We start from the raw sequence: 16,967 nt of genomic DNA on the forward strand, positions 1-16,967 counted from the left end.
TAATCATACAAGTGCGGGAACCTTTCGCTTGTCATGGTCGTGTAGGGCATGAGAGAGGAAGGGATCAACGATGAAGGATGAAAGGATACATACGGTACATATTCAAGATTTAGCCAAATCCTATCGAAGGAAACATGCGCTGCAGCCGCTCCAATTAAAGCTCATGAAAGGCGTCACAGGTCTGTTAGGCCCGAATGGAGCGGGCAAGACAACTTTTATGAGCCTGCTGGCGACATTGGTGAAGCCAAGTAATGGCACCGCTCAAATTTATGGTCATGATCTAATTGATGGTGCGCGGGACATTCGAAGTCTCCTTGGGTATATGCCTCAGCGGGTAAACGTGCCCGGGCAGCTGACCGGGGAAGAGCTGCTGCTGTACGCCGCTTCGATGAAGGGAATCAAGGACGCCGCTGCGAGAAAGCAGGAAGCCGAAAGAGTGCTGAATGAGGTCAACTTGTTGGAGCGTTCAGGAGATAGATTGAAGGGTTACTCCGGCGGGATGCGGCAGCGGATTGGCATCGCGCAGGCGCTGATCGGCCAGCCTCGCCTGCTGCTGTTCGACGAGCCAACGGCAGGACTCGACCCGTCAGAACGGATACGCTTCCGCAATCTTGTGCGGGGCTTGGGTCAAGAGCGAACGGTGCTGCTGTCCACGCATATTGTAAGTGATCTGGATTCCACCTGTGAATACGTTGTTGTATTCCACAAAGGACGATTGCATTTTCAAGGAACATTGCAGGAGCTTGCTGATCAGGCAGCCGGAAAAGTGTGGGAAACGATTGTCTCGCCCTTGCAAGCAGAGGAGTGGTACGCCAAGCGGCTCGTCGTTTCCGGAAGTCGTGAAGGTGATGGAATGCGGCTGCGGTTGATTGCAGACGAGATACCGACGGCAGAAGCGAAGTCCGTTGAACCGACCTTGGAGGATGGCTATGTTGCCGTTTTGAAGGAGAACATGCTATGAGGCGCATAAGGGATATTTGCAAGGTGGAGTGGAAATATCTCGGACGCAGCCGGATGTGGTCGCTTCTCCCGTTGCTGCACCTCTTCTATTGGATCTGGCTGATAGTCCGATATGAGACGGATTCCAATGGCGGCAACGGTATGAGAATGGAATATTTTTACGGGAATTTTTTGACGATTATGCCGGTTGCAATGCTGCTGTGCGGGTTGTTAGCAAATTTTATCGTTCAGCGTGACCGCCGCAGCGGGATGGAACGGCTGATTCTGGCTTGGCCAGTGGGAAAGACGGAATGGCTCGCTGGCAAATGGCTGGCGGCTCAATCGTATGGACTTGCTTTTACCGTACCTGTCGTTCTTGTGCAGGGAATCTGGCTGGCAGCTTTCGGCAGTCATGAAGAGCGGCTGCTTGACTATCTGTTCTATACAGTATGTCAAATGGGTGCAGCCCTCTGTTTCTTCATCTCGCTCGGATTGCTGATTGGCGTCATAGTCCGCAACCGCTTCGCGTTCCTGCTCCTGCCGCTTCTATGGTGGGTTCTATTCACACTGCAAAATGATGCCCAAGGCACAGGGAACATTAATGTCCTATGGCGGTGGCTTGCTCCCTACGATCTGACGAGATTTCGATATAATATCGTGAGAGATAGCAGAGGGCTATGGGATATTCCGTGGACCGGGCTCCACCAAGGAGTTGTTGCGACCGCTTCCCTGCTGATCGCCGTGGCGGCTTGTTTGGTGTCCTATACGCATCGCAATGAGAAGAGAGAGTCTCGTATCCTGCTGGCAATCTGTGCGGCTCTCCTGCTGCCGGTGCTCGTTGGGGGATGGATCAGCTATTCGGAATTTTCCGATCGGGTGGACCGCTTCCGACATGATGGAGCTATCTATGCGGTTGACAATCGCAATGAGCAATATCAACAGGGTTACGGCAAAGTCGTCAGTGACTTCCGTATGCAAGAAACGATGCTGTCGCTTCGATTCCCGGGGGAGAATCGTTTAGCCGCAGAGGCGGAGCTGCTGCTTGTTCAGTCGGAGAAGGAGCAATCGTCACTGCTGGAGCTGACGCTGAATCGCAGGTTTCAAATGGAATCGCTGACCTCCGAGCTGCCGATGAAATGGGAGCATAAGGGTGATCTGCTGACGATTCGTTTGAGCGAGCCGTTAAGGAGGAACAGCACGCTCCGTCTTAGCCTGGCTTATGAAGGGTCCGTTGACAGCTATCGGCAGCAGGGGCTGAATCGGTATAGCTCTGTGACAAGCAGCAGTATCGTGCTGCCCAAAGCTCTGGCCTGGTATCCTCAGCTTGGCAGCCGAATGCTTGCGAAGAGCTTTGAGCATAATGGGGTCGCGCTTGGATTCACAATGGCGGATGAATATTCTTACATGGAGCCCGGCGCTACTCATTATGTGGTGAAGCTGGAGGAAAAGCGGGATGGTTCGGTACTGCTGCCGATCCCGGCTTCTGGCAAGTCGGATGCTGTATATGCAGGCAGCAGCAGCAGCGGGTTGTTCATTTATGAGGGAATAATGGAAGAACGTCATATGGGGAGCATTCGTATCGTCAACCATCCGGACCTGATGGATGAGTCGGTACGCGGTGTGGAAAAGCAGCTTCGCCAGATTGAGTTTCTAAACCGCTGGTTTGGGATGAAATTGAAGCCTGCCGAACTATACTCAGGCATACTTTTGTTTAGCCCTGATGCGTACTATCAGGATGATGAGTATCCTGTACGTTCTCCGTGGCACATTCTACGCCTGCCTGAGGTCAAGTCTTCATCTTTGAAAATACTGCTGGAATGGATCTACGAGCATCAATTTCCTTTGCCGGGAAGAGCGCCGCTGCCGGATTTCCGTTCCCATTATGAGCTGTTGAATTCGAGTGGTGCAGATAAGGAGTTGACGGCGGATCAACTACTTTTCGTGGAGGAAGTTGAGAAGCTGGATCATAGCGATTGGGATGAACTGGCTGCTCTTGGCGGCAAGCTGTACAAGGCTTATATAGAATCGGGCAAAAGCGAGAGCTTTGACCCGCTTGCAGCTCTTCGGCAGCTTTCTCTTCAGAAGGGCAGTGACGCAGAATGATGAGCGAGGGATGGGGCTACCGCTATCGCCTGTGGACGTTCACTTGGCTGAGATCGCCTTTCATATGGCTTGTCCTTGTTATCCTATGGGTGATGATGGATGGGCTGCGAAGAAGTACCGGGCAAAGCGTGCTGGATCAGGTTTCCGTCGTGTATGAGAAGGGCGGCATGCTGGTTATGGTGATCACGATCGCGCTGGCATTCGCATTGGATGCCGATTCACGCTGGCTTGCCCAGCTTCGCACGTATCCGGTCCGAAGGTGGAGCTTGATAGCTGAACGGGGAATATTCGGCTTCATTGCAGGCTTTGCCATTATGCTCCTGCTGACGATCCCGTTGATACTGAATATAGGGGTTGTCGAGAACATTAGAATATTTATTTTTATGCTTCCTGTCTATTTGACATTCGGCGGGATCGCAGCGGTTGGCGTATTGGCAGCCCGCCATTCCATCGGCGGCATGCTCGCAGGTTTGCTATGCTGGGCCGCTGCGCTGGGGGGAGCAGAATATTTAGGCGAGCTTAATCCAGTCATCTTGCATTTTACAAGTGCATACTTGTCTGTTATTGACGGATTCAATGAGTCGCATAGAGGATCGCCAGATAGTTACTGGCCCTCGTGGCTGATTCGCAATCGCATCTATTTTGCAGGGAGCAGCCTATTGGTGTGGACAGGCGCGTGGTTCGTCTTTCGTCTGTGGAAGCGTGAATAGAATATGCAGCCTAGAGCATTGGAGGGAGCTGGACCGTTAGTGGAGGATGAGGATTTAATGAGGGAATTGGCTTCAGGCAGCGGTTCGGCGATGGATGTGCTCGTTCATCGCTACCATCAGCCGCTTCATGGCTATCTGTACCGAATGACGATGAACGAGGGAATAGCGGCAGATCTCGTCCAAGAATCATTTCTAGCCATTTACCGGGAAGCGCGCAGGGGCAATGTGCCGGAGAAATTGAAGCCATGGCTGTACCGGATTGCGACGAATCTGTGCAAGGACTACTGGAAGAAATCGTCAACTCGCCGCGAGATCGCTTTGGAGCCGGATACTGTCGAGCAAGCCGGAGAATCTGCAGCAACAGTTAATATGCTGGAGCTTCAAGTTGAGCGCCAATGGATGCTCGATGCGTTGAACCGGCTGCAGGAGGACTATCGTTCCGTACTTTTCCTTCGCTTCTATCAGGATCTTACTTATGAGCAGATTGCAGAGACACTCGGTCTTCCGCTCAATACGGTTAAATCCAGAATGTTCCGTGGCTTGAAGCAACTGGAGTCCATTATTGGCATCGATAAACAGGAGGATGAGGGCAGCGGCCTGCCTGAAATCGCACCACGGCGAAAGGGGAGAGCGGAATGAATGGTGCAGATGATTGGGATGGCAGGTACACGGCTGCCGATGATGAGCAGCTGTTGAAGCTGGAGGCGCAATGGCGGACGAGGTTTGAGCGGGTCACCGTTCCTGAGCCTTCACGACAGGATACATTCAGATTGATCGAGGTCATCAAGGAAATTGGCCGTCTAGAATCACAACGTGAAGCTGAGCGGCAGGAGCAAGCTCAAGAGCAGTATCAAGAACAAGCTCAAGAACAAGCTCAAGAACAAGCTCAAGAACAAGCTCAAGAGCAAGCTCAAGAGCAAGCTCAAGAACAAGCTAAAGAGCAAGTAGTGAACGCGGCTTCGGAACCAGCAGAATCAGCGGAAGGATTCATTCTTCGAATCGTTAGCCTGCTGCGCTCCCAGTGGAACTTCTATGGCATTCGCAGCTGGTTGCTGACTTGCATCGCTGTCGGAGCAACGGGATATATGGCCTATAACGGATATTCGGAATGGAATACTTCGGGAGGACTTCATCTGTGGATATTCGGACTGACGCTTGTCATCATAGGGGGGATTGCTGCAGCCTTCCGTCCACGCGACGAAGGAACCATGATTTTGCAGCAGCTGGGCAAGTACTCGCTGCTTGAGCAAACCTTGACACGCTTTCTCCTTGTTACCTGCTTTCAACTCGTCATTGCGCTTCCGTTATCATTGCTGCTGTATAAAGAAGCGTTCGGCATGCCGCTAACGGCGTTCTTATATGGCTGGATCGTACCGGTGCTCGCCGTGGCTGTCTGCGCATTTGTTCTGAATCAGTGGCTGGGAATGTGGCCTTCTGCAGTATTTCTATTGACGGTGTGGAGCTTGAGTCTTGCCGGAAGCGAGGACATCGAGTGGCTGCAAGGTCTTGCAGACATGAGTTCTCCGTATTTCATGAGAATACGTGCCGTGATGCTTGCAACAGCTGCATGCCTGCTCATCTTGTATGCACTAAGGCAACGGCAATGGAGCGTGAAGCAATGAGCGGGCTCTTCATCGAATGCGATCAATTGGTAAAGGAGGACGGGGGAAAACGAAGCTTGAGCGGGGTGTCGGCAACGTTCCGACCGGGTATTACCTATTTAATTGGAGACAATGGCGCAGGCAAAAGCACATTGCTGCGGCTGCTGACTACGATTATTCGGCCAACAAAGGGGAGGCTGCGATTTCGCGAGTATGATCAGAATCGTTCAGCAGAGGAGGCTTGGCGGGATCTGCCGCTCAGAGAAGTCAGACAAACGATCGGCTACCTGCCCCAGCATTTTATCGGCTATCCAGAAATGACAACCTCCGCTTACCTTTATCATCAGGCTTTGCAAAAGGGCATTTCAGCCAGAACAGCAGGAAGAGAGCTGGACGCTTGGCTGACTGATGCCTCTCTTCTCGCGGAGCGGGGCACGAAGCTCGAACAGCTCTCTGCCGGACAGCGGCAGAGGGTTGGTCTATTGCAGGCAATGCTGGGCAATCCCCGTGTATGTCTGCTTGATGAGCCTTTCGAGAGCTTCGATATAATGGAGGCGATGCTGTTCCGTTACCGTATTCAGCAATTGGCGAGAAGGTCAACCGTCATTATAAGCACGCATCGATTGGAATGGATGGACGAAGGGGAGCAGGATCGGGTTATTGAGCTGGCGGAGGGAAGGATAATAAACAGCTCTGTGCTGGGCAATTAGAAATAAAAAATCTATCAAACCGTGCAGAGAACATGTTAGAATGAGTAAGGGAATACAATGAAGTCAAGCCCGAGTTTGTGAGCTGTTCGCTTCGCCAAACTTAATGGGAGGTCATTCGCGATGAATAATTGCACAGTGGTTACGAAACCAGCTATGAACCTCGTCGGTATCAGTTACTGCGGTCCATATTCTACGTTTCCAGATGAAGCTATTCGTTTGCAAAGCGAGTTTCTCTCAAGAAAGCATGAGTTGAATGGAGAAGTGAAGTCCACAGCGCTGCATAGTCCTTACTTCGGCAACGAGGTGTTCGCGACTTACTGGGCATGCTACGAGGTTGCCCATATGGAGCAGGTTCCGCAAGGAATGGTTCAGTTCATAATTCCGGAGCATCATTATGCAATGGTGACGAGTACGAATAAACGGATCGGCGAAGGATATGAGCAGCTGTTCGCCTGGATGAATGAGCATAAGCTCATTAAGCAGGACAATGCCGTTTCCTTGGAGATTTTCTATATTGATGAGCATTTGGAGGAAGAACCGGTGGACCTGCTTATACCGATTCAGGGCTCCGATCGCCAAGCGCTTGATATGTAAGGTGTAGGGACAGGGGATTGGGAGAAGCATGACCGCAGCAAAATTCTACACGCATCCATTGGGCATTATGGCTGCTTCAGTCGGCGCAACGCTGCTGTGGGGCAGTGCTTATCCTTTTATTAAATTAAGCTATGAGGCGCTGGATATTCGTGCTTCCGAAACATACGAGCAGCTGCTGTTCGCAGGCTACCGCTTCACGTTGGCGGGGCTGCTCATTCTGTTGTTTATGATAGTCAGACGGGAGCGGCTGGCATATCAGCGAGGCAGCGGTTCGCTGGTAGGCGGGATAGCGATGCTTCAAACCGTGCTTCAATATGCTTTTTTCTATGCAGGGATGTCGATGAGCGCAGGGATGGTGGGAGCGGTAATTGCGGGAGCGATTTCGTTCTTTCAAATTTTGCTGGCTCATTTTTTTTATCGGGATGATCGAATAACGGGCTCCACTGGGGTGGGGCTGCTCGTTGGATTTACAGGGCTCATCGTGCTGGCGCTATCGAAAGAAACTAGTGGAAGCAGTCTACTCTTCTCAACAGGGGAGCTGCTGCTGCTGGCTGCCGCTTTATCGAATGCAGGCGCGAATCTGCTGTCCAGACGGGCGGCGGCTGTTTATTCGGTATCCTATATCAATGGTTATCAAATGGTGATCGGCGGCATCATTCTATGTGCGGTCTCGGCATGGAAGACAGGCTTGGCGCCCTTCATATTCGATTGGCAATCGCTGCTAATCCTGCTTCATCTGTCCGCTGTATCGGCTCTTGGTTTCATTCTGTGGAATAATGTGATGAAATACAATCGGGTGGGCAGTGTGTCGATGTATCTGTTTCTCATTCCGGTATTTGGCGTGCTGCAATCTGCGCTGCTGCTCTCGGAGCAGCTTCACGCGGCCGTATTGCTTGCGCTAGTGCTGGTGAGTATTGGGATTGTCATTGTGAACAGAAGGAAGGTCCGAAGTGATACAAGCATTCATGCCAATCAAAAAAGCTGACGCAGCGAAATGTGCTGTCCGCGGCATTATTGCGGGATTAGCCTCTGGTATCGGTTTGGGTATGCTGCTGAAAGTACTGCAAGCCTTAACGAATGAGCGTGTGTATACGCTGCTGTTGAATATTGATTTTGTTCCATTCATGCCTACGCGATTGCCGGAGATTATGGAGTTTGCGCTTCATCTCGCCGTGTCTCTTCCGCTGGGCATTGTTTATTTGCTGGCGGCAGAGCGCTCCGGAAGGCCGGTGATGACAGGTATAGCGTTTGGTCTGGTCATTGCTGTTCTGACATGGATTCCGCTGACGCTGCTGTCGGATCGGGTTCCGTCGATTGATGATGGACGGGCATTGCTGTTGTGGCTTGCCGCGCATATTTGCTATGGTTTGCTGCTATCGATATTTGCCAGGAGGGAACGGCTTGATGAGAGCGGATATAAAGCAGGAGGGTAATCCAATGGAGGGCGCTGAGCTTTCCGGAATTAAGCTTCTGCTGTTTGATATTGATGATACTTTATATGATTTCGGAGCCAACTGGGAGGAAGCGGTATCGATCACCTTCGCAGGCCATGAGCTCACTTGCGCGCTGGAGCATGGCAGGGCATGCCGTACCTTTAATCATTACAGCGAGCTGCGCTGGGAAGGCTTGGCGCGAGGGGAGCTGACGTTCCAGCAATACCGCCATATGAGATTGCAGGATACGCTGGAGGTCTTCGGTCTAGAGCTCTCGACGGAGCAATCGGAATCCTTCACAACGCTGTTTATTAGCAACAGCCTGTCGCTGCTGCGATGCGATCCTGCAGTGAAGGGGTTGCTGGAGAAGCTGTCCCGGCATTATGCACTAGGGGTTATATCCAACGGCGCGCATGACACAGCCAGGGAAAAGCTTGCGGCGCTTGGCTTGAAGGAGCTTTTCTCAGAGCGAGGCATTGTGGTCTCGGGCGATGTTGGCATCTCCAAGCCTAACCGTGCGATATTCGAGCTGACACTGGATCGTCTTGGCTATAAGGCTGCCGAGACATTGTTCGTCGGCGATTCCTGGCCAGCAGATATTGTCGGTGCAATGGAAGCGGGTCTATCGGCGGTGTGGCTCAATCCCAAGGGCAAGGAGCCGCTGACGGAGCATAGACCTTTCGCTGTAATTGCCGATTTATCCGAATTGGAAGCGATGCTGCTCTAACTAGATAAGTTTGAACGATTGAAAGGAACAAAGAGGTCGCTGCGCTGGGGAATGTTCTTACGATCGCTGTTGTTCCCGGAATTCTAGGAGGTTGATGATAAGATGACAGTTCCAATCGCGATCATAGATGCGTTCACTTCGGAGCCGTTCCGGGGAAATCCGGCAGCCGTTTGTCTTCTGGAGCAAGAGGCTCAAGATGAGTGGATGCAGAACGTAGCTGCTGAGATGAATTTATCAGATACGGCATTTCTGCTGCGGCAAGCGGATGGCAGCTATTCCCTTCGATGGTTTACACCGCAGACGGAGGTTGACTTATGCGGACATGCTACGCTTGCGAGCGCCCATTACTTGTGGGAGAGCGGCCATTTGGGAGATCTCCAGCATCAGGTGAGCTTCCATACGCGGAGCGGCTTGCTGACTGCGGAGAAGCTGGATAACGGCGGCGTGCAGTTGAATTTCCCTGCCGAGCCCGTTGAGCCGATCGTTGCTCCCGAGGAGCTTATCCAGGCGCTAGGACTGATTCCGAGATATGTCGGGCGCAATCGGATGGATTATGTTGTTGAGGTGGACAGTGAAGAGACAGTGAGGACATTGAAGCCGGATTATTCACTGCTGGGACAGGTTGAGGCGCGAGGCGTAATCATTACTAGCAGAGCAGATGGCAGTCATGCCGATTCGCGCTTCGACTTTGTTTCCAGAGCGTTCTTCCCTGCCGTTGGTATTAAGGAGGACCCCGTTACGGGGTCAGCGCACTGCGCGCTTGCGCCGTATTGGCAGCGAAGGCTTCGCAAGAACACGCTCCAAGCCTACCAAGCATCTCCGCGCGGAGGCAGCCTGCAGCTGCAGGTGGAGGGCAATCGTGTTTTGATGACAGGATATGCGGTTACGGTATTAAAAGGGTTTCTTGAGGTGTAGCTGTACATGCGACAGCAGTATATCGAAAGTGGATGGTATGAGGATAGGAGGCGAGCCTTGTTATGAAGCGAACACTGGTCATCAGCGACATTCATGGCTGCATGGAGCAGTTTCAATCGCTGTTGAAGCTTGCGGAATATGATCCGTCAAGCGATAAGCTCATCTTAATCGGCGACTATGTGGATCGCGGTCCACGAAGCAGGGAGGTTGTCGAGCAGGTGCGCACACTTGTACAGCAGCATGGCGCAATCGCATTGCGCGGCAATCACGATCAGCGACTCGTAGATTTCATTCGCTCGGGTGATCCGGGTGTAATCGATAAGTTTATGACGCATGGCGGGCAATCAACGATCATCAGCTACCTGGGTCTTCAATGCTCGGAAACGGAAGTGGATGAGCGGATGGTTGCAGAGGCGCGAGCTTCCATTGCCGAGCACTTCTCATCACATATCGATTTCTTGGCTGGGCTGCCGCTCTATGCTGAGGATGAACGCCATATCTTTGTTCATGCAGGCTTGAATCCTGCCTTTCGGAACTGGAAGGAGCAGCCGGAGCATAACTTCATGTATATTAAGGATCAATTCTATGGACATCCGACTGTAGTGGAGAAGACGGTCATATTCGGCCATACGAAGACCAAGGACATTCATGACAGCGCGGACATTTGGTTCGGCAATGGAAAAATCGGCATCGACGGCGGCTGCGCTTTCGGCATGCAGCTGAATGCTTTGGAAATTGCAGCGGATGGACAATATCGAGCATGGAAATGCCCCATGGAGAAGTAGTTGCCATAGGGCATTTTTTTATGCTATTATACCTAGTATATCTATACATAGATTTACGATGTATTAGTGAGCTAAAGGAGAGTGAAGTATGAAGGTGAACAAGGAGCTGTTGAAGGGCAGTACGGTCATTATGATTCTAACCTTGCTGGATCGGAAGGAAATGTACGGCTATGAGATGATTAAGGAAATTGAGCGGCAGTCGGAAGGTGTGTTTAGTCTTAAGGAAGGTACGCTGTACCCGATCCTGCATATGCTTGAAGCTGAGAGCTGGGTTGAGGCGTCATGGAGCGAGCATGAGGGACGGAAACGCAAATATTATGTCATCACCGACAAGGGAAGAGGCCATTTGAAGGATAAGAAACAGGAGTGGACGCTGTTCAGAGGCGCATTGGAACGGGTTATTGGGGAGGGGCATGCATGAAAGAGCTGCAATCGCATCCATTGGTTCAACAATTTCTGACAGATGTATGCCGCTATGTGAAAGCTGTGGATCAGCATCGATCTATTAAAGCCGAGCTAGTCGATCATATCAATGACCGGATAACGGAGTATAAGGGCAAAGGGATGGAAGAGGACGAAGCGGTTGCGCTGGCGGTAGCTGATATGGGAGCAGCTGATGCTGTCGGCAGCGAACTGCACCGCATTCATCGTCCGATTATGGATTGGAGTCTGGTAGGCTTGCTGCTGTTATTTCTTGCAATGGGTGTCGTAGCGATGCTGTCCGTGCAGGCAGGAGCGGCTATCAATAACGGCGTCAGCTTAGTCGAGAGAACAATTTTATTCAGTGCCATGGGGCTTGGAATTATTGTGGTGTTATGGTTCTTCGATTATCGTAAAATCAAGCTTTACAGTCATTGGATATTCGGTTCAGCGCTTATGCTCATGTTATTTTCAGCCATGTCAGGGAATCAGATAAATGGTACAAAGCGATATCTGTTCATCGGATCGATTGGCTTTGATACGACCATGATCGGGCTGCTGCTGCTGTTAATTGCTCTTCCGGGAATGTCAGCGGCCAAGGAGTGGAGCGCAAGGCAGACGGTGATTCAATTGGCCTATCGTCTCGTTATCCCGCTTGTTCTGTTCATGATTTGTGTAAGCACGGTTGCCGCCGTCCTCTACATTATCGGGTTCTTCATTCATCTGTGGATGACGCGGCGCTCAGTCCGGCAATTTGGCCTGCTTGCAGGGGGGACTGCAGCCATAGTATTATTTCTGATCTTATTTGGCCCTTCCTATCCATTCAACAACTATCAGTTCGTTCGGCTTACGGCGTTTCTGTTGGATGATCCGGAGGGCTCAGGATATATGACAGCGCAATCCATGGAGGCGATTAATGCCGCCGGCTGGTGGGGGCATGGTATAGGCGCTACGCTGGATCGGCTCCCGTATGTGCATAGTGATCATGTGATTCCGTATGTTGTCTATTGCTTCGGCTGGGCGGGAGGAATAGCTATTGCAGTGATCGCGGTATTTTTCATCGTGAAGGTCGGGCAGCTTGTACACAGGCAGCGCAATCATTACGGCAAGCTTATTATGCTCCTGCTCTTCATGCTGTTGTCGATCCAGTTCATCTTTCCGATGCTGGCGGCATACGGTCTAGCACCGATAACTAGCATTGCGATTCCGTTCATCAGCTACGGAAACATTCAACTGCTACTGAACTGTGTGGCGGTCGGATTGATTCTGACTATCAACAAACGGAGAAACATGATAACGTCCATGGATTGAACTGGAGATTTATGGTCCTCTCTCGCTAATTGAAGGGGCATCCCGCCCGTGCTATAATAGGCATATTGTAAAGGGCGAGGTGTGAAACGTGACATACGAGATTCCGAGACAAGTTCAGCAGCTCGGTGAAAATATTCAAGAACATCAGCTCCGTTACCATAACCGGCGGGTGCTCGTGTCCAAAGAGTTTACTTTCGACAGTGCGCATCATCTGCACTTATATGAGGGCAAATGCAAGAGTCTGCACGGCCATACTTATAAATTGCAGCTCATTCTATCAGGGAAGATGGATAAGAGGGGAATAGCAATTGATTTTACAGATATGAAGAGGATAGCCAAGGAGCGGGTTCTAGACAAGCTGGACCATCGTTACTTGAATGAGGTACTGCCGCCGATGAATACGACAGCCGAGAATATGGTTGTCTGGATGTACGAGCAAATTCAGCTTGCGCTGCAGGAGGAAGGATATGCTCCGAATATTCGTGTGGAGGAAGCTCGTCTCTGGGAAACGCCGACTAGCTACGCTGCAGTTACAAGGGCGCTGATGGAGGCGAATGAGGATGAGTGAGGGGCATGCGGACAATTTGGAGCTAGAGCAGGCCAGTGAGAATGAACGTGGTGCGGTCATTCGCAATCCCATGGCAATTCCTCTCCCAATGGTTGAAATATTCGAAACGGTCGAAGGCGAAGGCACGCGTGCCGGTTTTCCGACCGTTTTTGTTCGTTTGTTCGGCTGCAATCTGCGCTGTGTCTGGTGTGATACGAAATACAGCTACCCCCCGGCAAAAGCGGAGTTTACTATGTCTATTGGCGAAATTGTGCGTCAGGTCGAGGAGAACTATCAAGCTGCGCATATTTGCATGACTGGCGGGGAGCCGCTGCTCTATGGAGATCGTTCGGCAGCGCTGCTAGAGGCATTATGCGGAATAGAGCGCATTGTTGATGTTCATGTGGAGACGAATGGAGCGATCGACCTTGCTCCGTTTCTGGCTGCTGTGGGCTCACAGAAGGCACGATATATTATGGATTACAAGCTGCCGGATTCGGGCGAAAATGACGGGATGGCGCACAGCAATTTCGAGCTGCTCAGGCCGCAGGATGAAGTGAAGTTCGTTATTGCCAGTGATCGGGATTTCGATGCGGCTGTAGCGGTGCTGCAGCAGTATCCAACAGCGGCGCTGCCGATGTTCAGTCCGGTATGGGAGAGCATGCCTCCGGCCAGACTTGTGGAGAAGATGCTTGCCCACGGTCTGTCAGGGGTGAAGCTGAATATGCAGCTTCACAAAATTATTTGGGACCCGGCGCTCCGGGGCGTATAGATAGGAGTAGAGAGAATGAGTCAGCAAGAGAGAAAAGCGGTCATTATTCTAAGTGGTGGCTTGGACAGCACGACATGTATGGGATTCGCCAAGGAAGCGGGATATGAGCTGTATCCCATCACCTTTGACTATGGGCAAAGACATCGCATCGAATTGAACAATGCGCGAAGCGTTGCTCGTCATTATGGCGTGGAGGATCGGTTCAAAATCATTTCACTCGGTTTTCTGAGAGACTTTGGCGGCAGCGCATTAACCGATGATGCAATTGCGGTTCCGCGTTCCGATGGGGATGCAACGGAGCAGGAGGAGGGCGAAATTCCTGTAACGTATGTGCCTGGCAGAAACCTGCTGTTTCTGTCGATTGCTACCTCTTTCGCAGAAACGGTTGGCGCAGAAGCGATCTATATCGGAGTCAATGCATTGGATTACAGCGGCTATCCAGACTGCCGTCCAGAATTTATCGCCAAGGTGGAAGAGGTGATGGCACTCGCTACCAAGGTTGGCGTGGAGGGAAAGCCAATATCGATCAAGACACCGCTCATTATGCTGACCAAGGCACAAATAATTCGCGAAGGCATTCGCATGGATGTGCCGTACCAGCTAACGACGTCCTGCTATAACGGGGAGGAGAAAGCTTGCGGTGAATGCGAGAGCTGCCGGCTGCGACTGAAGGGCTTCTCGGATGCGGGTATGGCAGATCCGATTGCGTATAGTTAATCATAAATAAAGGGTTGTTCCAATAGCCTAGCCTATGCTGGCTTCATGGAACAACCCTTTGTTGTTGCAGCAATGGCAGGGCTAAAATCCCTCATTGCTATACATACATGAGCGTTGCTTATACGGACACATTGCGCTTGGAAGCTTCGTCATGGGAACGGCTGCGGCTCTTCTGCATCGATGGATGCAGGGAAACCTTGTTCTTGCCTGTCGTCTTGGACTTGTACATCGCTTCATCGGCTTGCTTGACGATCTCTTCAACCGAGCTGCCCTCGCGGGAAATACTGACCCCGACGCTAATGGTCACCATCGTCTCCAGCTCGACGCGACTGCGGATCGTTTCTGCGACTTCCTCCGGCTTGATGCCAGGCGCAGCAACGAGGCCGAGAAGCTCTTCGCCGCCATATCGTCCGGCAGCGCCGATTCCGGCTGTCTCTTCTTTAATAATATCGGCAACCTGCTTGAGGACGCCGTCTGCCTTATGATGACCTTGTGTATCGTTGAGCTTCTTGAAATTGTCGATATCGCAAAATATTATGGCGATTCGCTTATGTTCGCGAAGCATGACTTCGGACTTCTTGTTGAAGTGCCGTCTATTGTACAGGCTGGTCAGCCCATCTGTTATTGAAGATTGGAAGGTCATAACCAGACGTTCTATCACCCATTCGAACAGCAGCAGGAACAGCAGTGTATAATAAACAAGCGGGAGCAGATGACTGAGAATGACGAGCATCGGCACTTGACCATGGAACACATAAGCGTCCGTCAAATTGGACAATTGGTAGACAAAATAGACAATGAGGCTGGCCGAGTAGCTGAAGCGCTGGTCGATTCCGCGCAGGTTCAGAAGAATGGCGAACGTAAGCGCCAATCCATAGAAATCAAGCGCGAGCATCGGCAGCTTGCTGTCGCTCACGGGCTGTTGCAGCAGCTCGGGCATAAACGCGAGCTGGGCGCCAGCAACTGCGAAGACGCCGATTGCCATCACTAGAAAAGGCAGACCCTTCAATCTTGTTGAAGGCTGAGTATACAATTTCATAAACACAAAGTTTATAATAATAAAGGTAAGCAGCTCTGCCAGTGAATAGAACAGATGCAAGTATGGAGATTGGGATAAGCCCGGGAATGCCGTGCTTACAATCGCGCCTTGCTGCAGGATGACAAAGGGCAGCACAATAATGAGCAGGCGGTATAGCTTGTTTCTGCGGTAGCTCTTGTAAAGCCGAATCGACATAAACAGCATGAGTACGAGAATGGTAATTACGGATGCAGATGCGAATATTTGTCCGGTTGGACCGGCCAGCCATTGTACAATCGTCATGTTTCGACCACCTATAAGAAGTAGATTCACAGATTCGAAGGAATAGATAGAGTTGCTTTACAGAAACATATGTTCCAGCAAAGATGGGACTCATCGAGTTGCTTTACAGAAACATATGTTCTAGTATATCATGTTTCTGGCAGGAACGAAAAGGTTATCGTTACCAAGCCGCATTTTCGCTGAAAATGCTTTAGGAGGTAGAGCTTTGAATATTTTACAGGCGTTATTCTTCCCCCCGGAACAGCCGGGCGGCGTATCTTCGATGATTCCGTATATTCAGGAGCGATTCAATAAATTGGGGTGGCCGATGGAGTTGTTTTCCTTGCCCAAACGGGTCAGAGGGAAGGGCCACGAGGAGCTCCTGTTTCAAACATTCGATGTTAGCGAGTTCGCGGGCAATCCGATTATCGATAAATATTTGCAGACCTTCCGCGATTATATATGGTGGACCAAGCTCAGGATGGGGAAGAGCTACGACCTCATTCATGCGCATCATCCGATTCCGGCGCTCGTTATGAAGCAGCTGTATCCCGACACACCGCTTGTCATGACGATTCACTCCAGCTATGAACGGGAATTGATTCTCAATGCGAAAATATCCGAGGGCGGACAAGAGCATCGCTTCCTTACCTCGCTTTATGGAGAGCTGGAGGCCAAGTGCGACCGGATATTGACGGTTTCGAATTCCTTCCTGCACTATATGAGCCCGTATTTGCAGCAGCCTCAAGCGGTTGCGGTCATTCCGAACGGGTTCGACGAGAAGCGATTCAAGCCGATCTCTCATGAGAATGAAGTGATTCAATTTATTACGGTATGCCGGCTGGTCCCTGCAAAAGGGCTTGACGTTCTGCTGCATGCCTGTGCGGAGCTGAAGCGCCGGGGACATGCTTTTGTCCTTCATATTATTGGAGACGGGCCGATCCGCACAGAGCTGGAGCAGCTCGCTATATCGCTGGATCTGTATGATGAAATTATTTTCTACGGCTATATGCTTCATCCCGAGGAATTTATGCCGTTCTTCGATATATTCGTGCTGCCGTCCCGTGCGGAGGCATTCGGATCGGTGTTCGCGGAAGCGGCGCTTTGCTGGCTCGCTCTTGTAGGTACGGATGTCGGCGGAATATCGGAGCAGATTGACGACGGGGTCAACGGTTTGCTTGTGCCGCCGGAGAATGCTGCAGCGCTGTGCGATGCGCTCGAAACGCTGGTGACAGACCCGACCTACCGTTATAACCTGGCAAGAGCTGCATGGAATAAGGCGAAGAAGGCCTACTCGCTCAGCCGTGTCATATCGCAGCTGAAGCAGGTCTATTCGGAGTTTCAAGCCGCATCGCCAACGAAGGAGTAGAGAGGGAGGAGAAT

Annotated in this window: 19 protein-coding genes; 18 read left to right on the forward strand and 1 reads right to left on the reverse strand. The window is 51.3% G+C overall.

Going from position 1 to position 16,967, the window contains the following annotated elements; genetic code table 11:
• Positions 1-70: 70 nt before the first annotated feature.
• The 17 genes from L6H65_RS19185 (at position 71) to queC (ending at position 14,284) form a co-directional block, all read left to right on the forward strand.
• Complete coding sequence (locus L6H65_RS19185) at positions 71-961, forward strand: ATP-binding cassette domain-containing protein (RefSeq protein ID WP_236344273.1); 891 nt, start codon at positions 71-73, stop codon at positions 959-961.
• Complete coding sequence (locus tag L6H65_RS19190; protein ID WP_236344274.1) at positions 958-3,042, forward strand: ABC transporter permease; 2,085 nt, start codon at positions 958-960, stop codon at positions 3,040-3,042. The genes L6H65_RS19185 and L6H65_RS19190 overlap by 4 nt, the downstream gene beginning before the upstream one ends.
• A complete protein-coding gene (locus tag L6H65_RS19195; RefSeq protein ID WP_236344275.1) occupies positions 3,039-3,752 on the forward strand; it encodes a hypothetical protein in 714 nt (237 codons plus the stop codon). Before L6H65_RS19190 ends, L6H65_RS19195 begins: the two co-directional genes overlap by 4 nt.
• Before the next feature lie 3 nt (positions 3,753-3,755).
• Positions 3,756-4,391 (forward strand): RNA polymerase sigma factor, encoded by a 636-nt coding sequence (locus L6H65_RS19200; protein WP_236344276.1) that lies wholly within the window; start codon positions 3,756-3,758, stop codon positions 4,389-4,391.
• On the forward strand, positions 4,388-5,374 hold the full coding sequence (locus L6H65_RS19205; RefSeq protein WP_236344277.1) for a hypothetical protein: 987 nt from the start codon (positions 4,388-4,390) through the stop codon (positions 5,372-5,374). Before L6H65_RS19200 ends, L6H65_RS19205 begins: the two co-directional genes overlap by 4 nt.
• Positions 5,371-6,063 carry an ATP-binding cassette domain-containing protein gene (locus L6H65_RS19210; protein WP_236344278.1) on the forward strand — a complete coding sequence of 231 codons (693 nt, stop codon included), beginning with the start codon at positions 5,371-5,373 and terminating at the stop codon, positions 6,061-6,063. The genes L6H65_RS19205 and L6H65_RS19210 overlap by 4 nt, the downstream gene beginning before the upstream one ends.
• Before the next feature lie 120 nt (positions 6,064-6,183).
• On the forward strand, positions 6,184-6,657 hold the full coding sequence (locus tag L6H65_RS19215; RefSeq protein ID WP_236344279.1) for a GyrI-like domain-containing protein: 474 nt from the start codon (positions 6,184-6,186) through the stop codon (positions 6,655-6,657).
• A gap of 28 nt (positions 6,658-6,685) precedes the next feature.
• Positions 6,686-7,642 carry a DMT family transporter gene (locus L6H65_RS19220; RefSeq protein WP_236344280.1) on the forward strand — a complete coding sequence of 319 codons (957 nt, stop codon included), beginning with the start codon at positions 6,686-6,688 and terminating at the stop codon, positions 7,640-7,642.
• Positions 7,608-8,090, forward strand: coding sequence for a hypothetical protein (locus L6H65_RS19225; RefSeq protein ID WP_236344281.1), 483 nt, complete (start codon positions 7,608-7,610; stop codon positions 8,088-8,090). The genes L6H65_RS19220 and L6H65_RS19225 overlap by 35 nt, the downstream gene beginning before the upstream one ends.
• Complete coding sequence (locus L6H65_RS19230; RefSeq protein ID WP_236344282.1) at positions 8,062-8,817, forward strand: HAD family hydrolase; 756 nt, start codon at positions 8,062-8,064, stop codon at positions 8,815-8,817. The genes L6H65_RS19225 and L6H65_RS19230 overlap by 29 nt, the downstream gene beginning before the upstream one ends.
• 102 nt (positions 8,818-8,919) lie before the next feature.
• Positions 8,920-9,732: a PhzF family phenazine biosynthesis protein gene (locus L6H65_RS19235; RefSeq protein ID WP_236344283.1), complete on the forward strand. Its 813-nt coding sequence runs from the start codon at positions 8,920-8,922 to the stop codon at positions 9,730-9,732.
• A 62-nt stretch (positions 9,733-9,794) separates the two neighbouring features.
• Positions 9,795-10,517: a metallophosphoesterase family protein gene (locus L6H65_RS19240; RefSeq protein WP_236344284.1), complete on the forward strand. Its 723-nt coding sequence runs from the start codon at positions 9,795-9,797 to the stop codon at positions 10,515-10,517.
• A gap of 88 nt (positions 10,518-10,605) precedes the next feature.
• Complete coding sequence (locus tag L6H65_RS19245; RefSeq protein WP_236344285.1) at positions 10,606-10,938, forward strand: PadR family transcriptional regulator; 333 nt, start codon at positions 10,606-10,608, stop codon at positions 10,936-10,938.
• The gene (locus L6H65_RS19250; RefSeq protein ID WP_236344286.1) at positions 10,935-12,248 is read left to right on the forward strand and encodes an FtsW/RodA/SpoVE family cell cycle protein; all 1,314 of its coding nucleotides are present in this window, start codon (positions 10,935-10,937) and stop codon (positions 12,246-12,248) included. The genes L6H65_RS19245 and L6H65_RS19250 overlap by 4 nt, the downstream gene beginning before the upstream one ends.
• Before the next feature lie 88 nt (positions 12,249-12,336).
• The gene (gene queD / locus L6H65_RS19255; protein ID WP_236344287.1) at positions 12,337-12,816 is read left to right on the forward strand and encodes a 6-carboxytetrahydropterin synthase QueD; all 480 of its coding nucleotides are present in this window, start codon (positions 12,337-12,339) and stop codon (positions 12,814-12,816) included.
• Positions 12,809-13,567 (forward strand): 7-carboxy-7-deazaguanine synthase QueE, encoded by a 759-nt coding sequence (locus L6H65_RS19260; protein ID WP_371877737.1) that lies wholly within the window; start codon positions 12,809-12,811, stop codon positions 13,565-13,567. Before queD ends, L6H65_RS19260 begins: the two co-directional genes overlap by 8 nt.
• A gap of 15 nt (positions 13,568-13,582) precedes the next feature.
• Entirely contained in the window at positions 13,583-14,284 is a 702-nt protein-coding gene (gene queC, locus L6H65_RS19265; protein ID WP_236344288.1) for a 7-cyano-7-deazaguanine synthase QueC, read from the forward strand.
• Between the two features lie 118 nt (positions 14,285-14,402).
• Here queC and L6H65_RS19270 read toward each other — a convergent pair whose 3' ends face one another.
• Positions 14,403-15,605, reverse strand: coding sequence for a GGDEF domain-containing protein (locus tag L6H65_RS19270; RefSeq protein WP_236344289.1), 1,203 nt, complete (start codon positions 15,603-15,605; stop codon positions 14,403-14,405).
• A 205-nt stretch (positions 15,606-15,810) separates the two neighbouring features.
• Here L6H65_RS19270 and L6H65_RS19275 point away from each other — a divergent pair, with 205 nt between their 5' ends.
• Positions 15,811-16,953, forward strand: a complete 1,143-nt coding sequence (locus tag L6H65_RS19275; RefSeq protein ID WP_236344290.1) for a glycosyltransferase family 4 protein — start codon at positions 15,811-15,813, stop codon at positions 16,951-16,953.
• The last annotated feature ends 14 nt before the right edge of the window (positions 16,954-16,967 follow it).

Origin of the sequence: Paenibacillus plantiphilus (assembly GCF_927798095.1) — a bacterium.
Lineage (GTDB): Bacteria > Bacillota > Bacilli > Paenibacillales > Paenibacillaceae > Paenibacillus_Z > Paenibacillus_Z plantiphilus.

What these genes read in the sequence shown, in the direction of transcription:
- L6H65_RS19185 (WP_236344273.1), top strand. Translation starts at nt 71, where the DNA reads ATGAAGGATGAAAGGATACATACGGTACATATTCAAGATTTAGCCAAA.
- L6H65_RS19190 (WP_236344274.1), top strand. Translation starts at nt 958, where the DNA reads ATGAGGCGCATAAGGGATATTTGCAAGGTGGAGTGGAAATATCTCGGA.
- L6H65_RS19195 (WP_236344275.1), top strand. Translation starts at nt 3,039, where the DNA reads ATGATGAGCGAGGGATGGGGCTACCGCTATCGCCTGTGGACGTTCACT.
- L6H65_RS19200 (WP_236344276.1), top strand. Translation starts at nt 3,756, where the DNA reads ATGCAGCCTAGAGCATTGGAGGGAGCTGGACCGTTAGTGGAGGATGAG.
- L6H65_RS19205 (WP_236344277.1), top strand. Translation starts at nt 4,388, where the DNA reads ATGAATGGTGCAGATGATTGGGATGGCAGGTACACGGCTGCCGATGAT.
- L6H65_RS19210 (WP_236344278.1), top strand. Translation starts at nt 5,371, where the DNA reads ATGAGCGGGCTCTTCATCGAATGCGATCAATTGGTAAAGGAGGACGGG.
- L6H65_RS19215 (WP_236344279.1), top strand. Translation starts at nt 6,184, where the DNA reads ATGAATAATTGCACAGTGGTTACGAAACCAGCTATGAACCTCGTCGGT.
- L6H65_RS19220 (WP_236344280.1), top strand. Translation starts at nt 6,686, where the DNA reads ATGACCGCAGCAAAATTCTACACGCATCCATTGGGCATTATGGCTGCT.
- L6H65_RS19230 (WP_236344282.1), top strand. Translation starts at nt 8,062, where the DNA reads ATGAGAGCGGATATAAAGCAGGAGGGTAATCCAATGGAGGGCGCTGAG.
- L6H65_RS19235 (WP_236344283.1), top strand. Translation starts at nt 8,920, where the DNA reads ATGACAGTTCCAATCGCGATCATAGATGCGTTCACTTCGGAGCCGTTC.
- L6H65_RS19240 (WP_236344284.1), top strand. Translation starts at nt 9,795, where the DNA reads ATGAAGCGAACACTGGTCATCAGCGACATTCATGGCTGCATGGAGCAG.
- L6H65_RS19245 (WP_236344285.1), top strand. Translation starts at nt 10,606, where the DNA reads ATGAAGGTGAACAAGGAGCTGTTGAAGGGCAGTACGGTCATTATGATT.
- L6H65_RS19250 (WP_236344286.1), top strand. Translation starts at nt 10,935, where the DNA reads ATGAAAGAGCTGCAATCGCATCCATTGGTTCAACAATTTCTGACAGAT.
- L6H65_RS19260 (WP_371877737.1), top strand. Translation starts at nt 12,809, where the DNA reads ATGAGTGAGGGGCATGCGGACAATTTGGAGCTAGAGCAGGCCAGTGAG.
- queC (WP_236344288.1), top strand. Translation starts at nt 13,583, where the DNA reads ATGAGTCAGCAAGAGAGAAAAGCGGTCATTATTCTAAGTGGTGGCTTG.
- L6H65_RS19270 (WP_236344289.1), bottom strand. Translation starts at nt 15,605, where the DNA reads ATGACGATTGTACAATGGCTGGCCGGTCCAACCGGACAAATATTCGCA.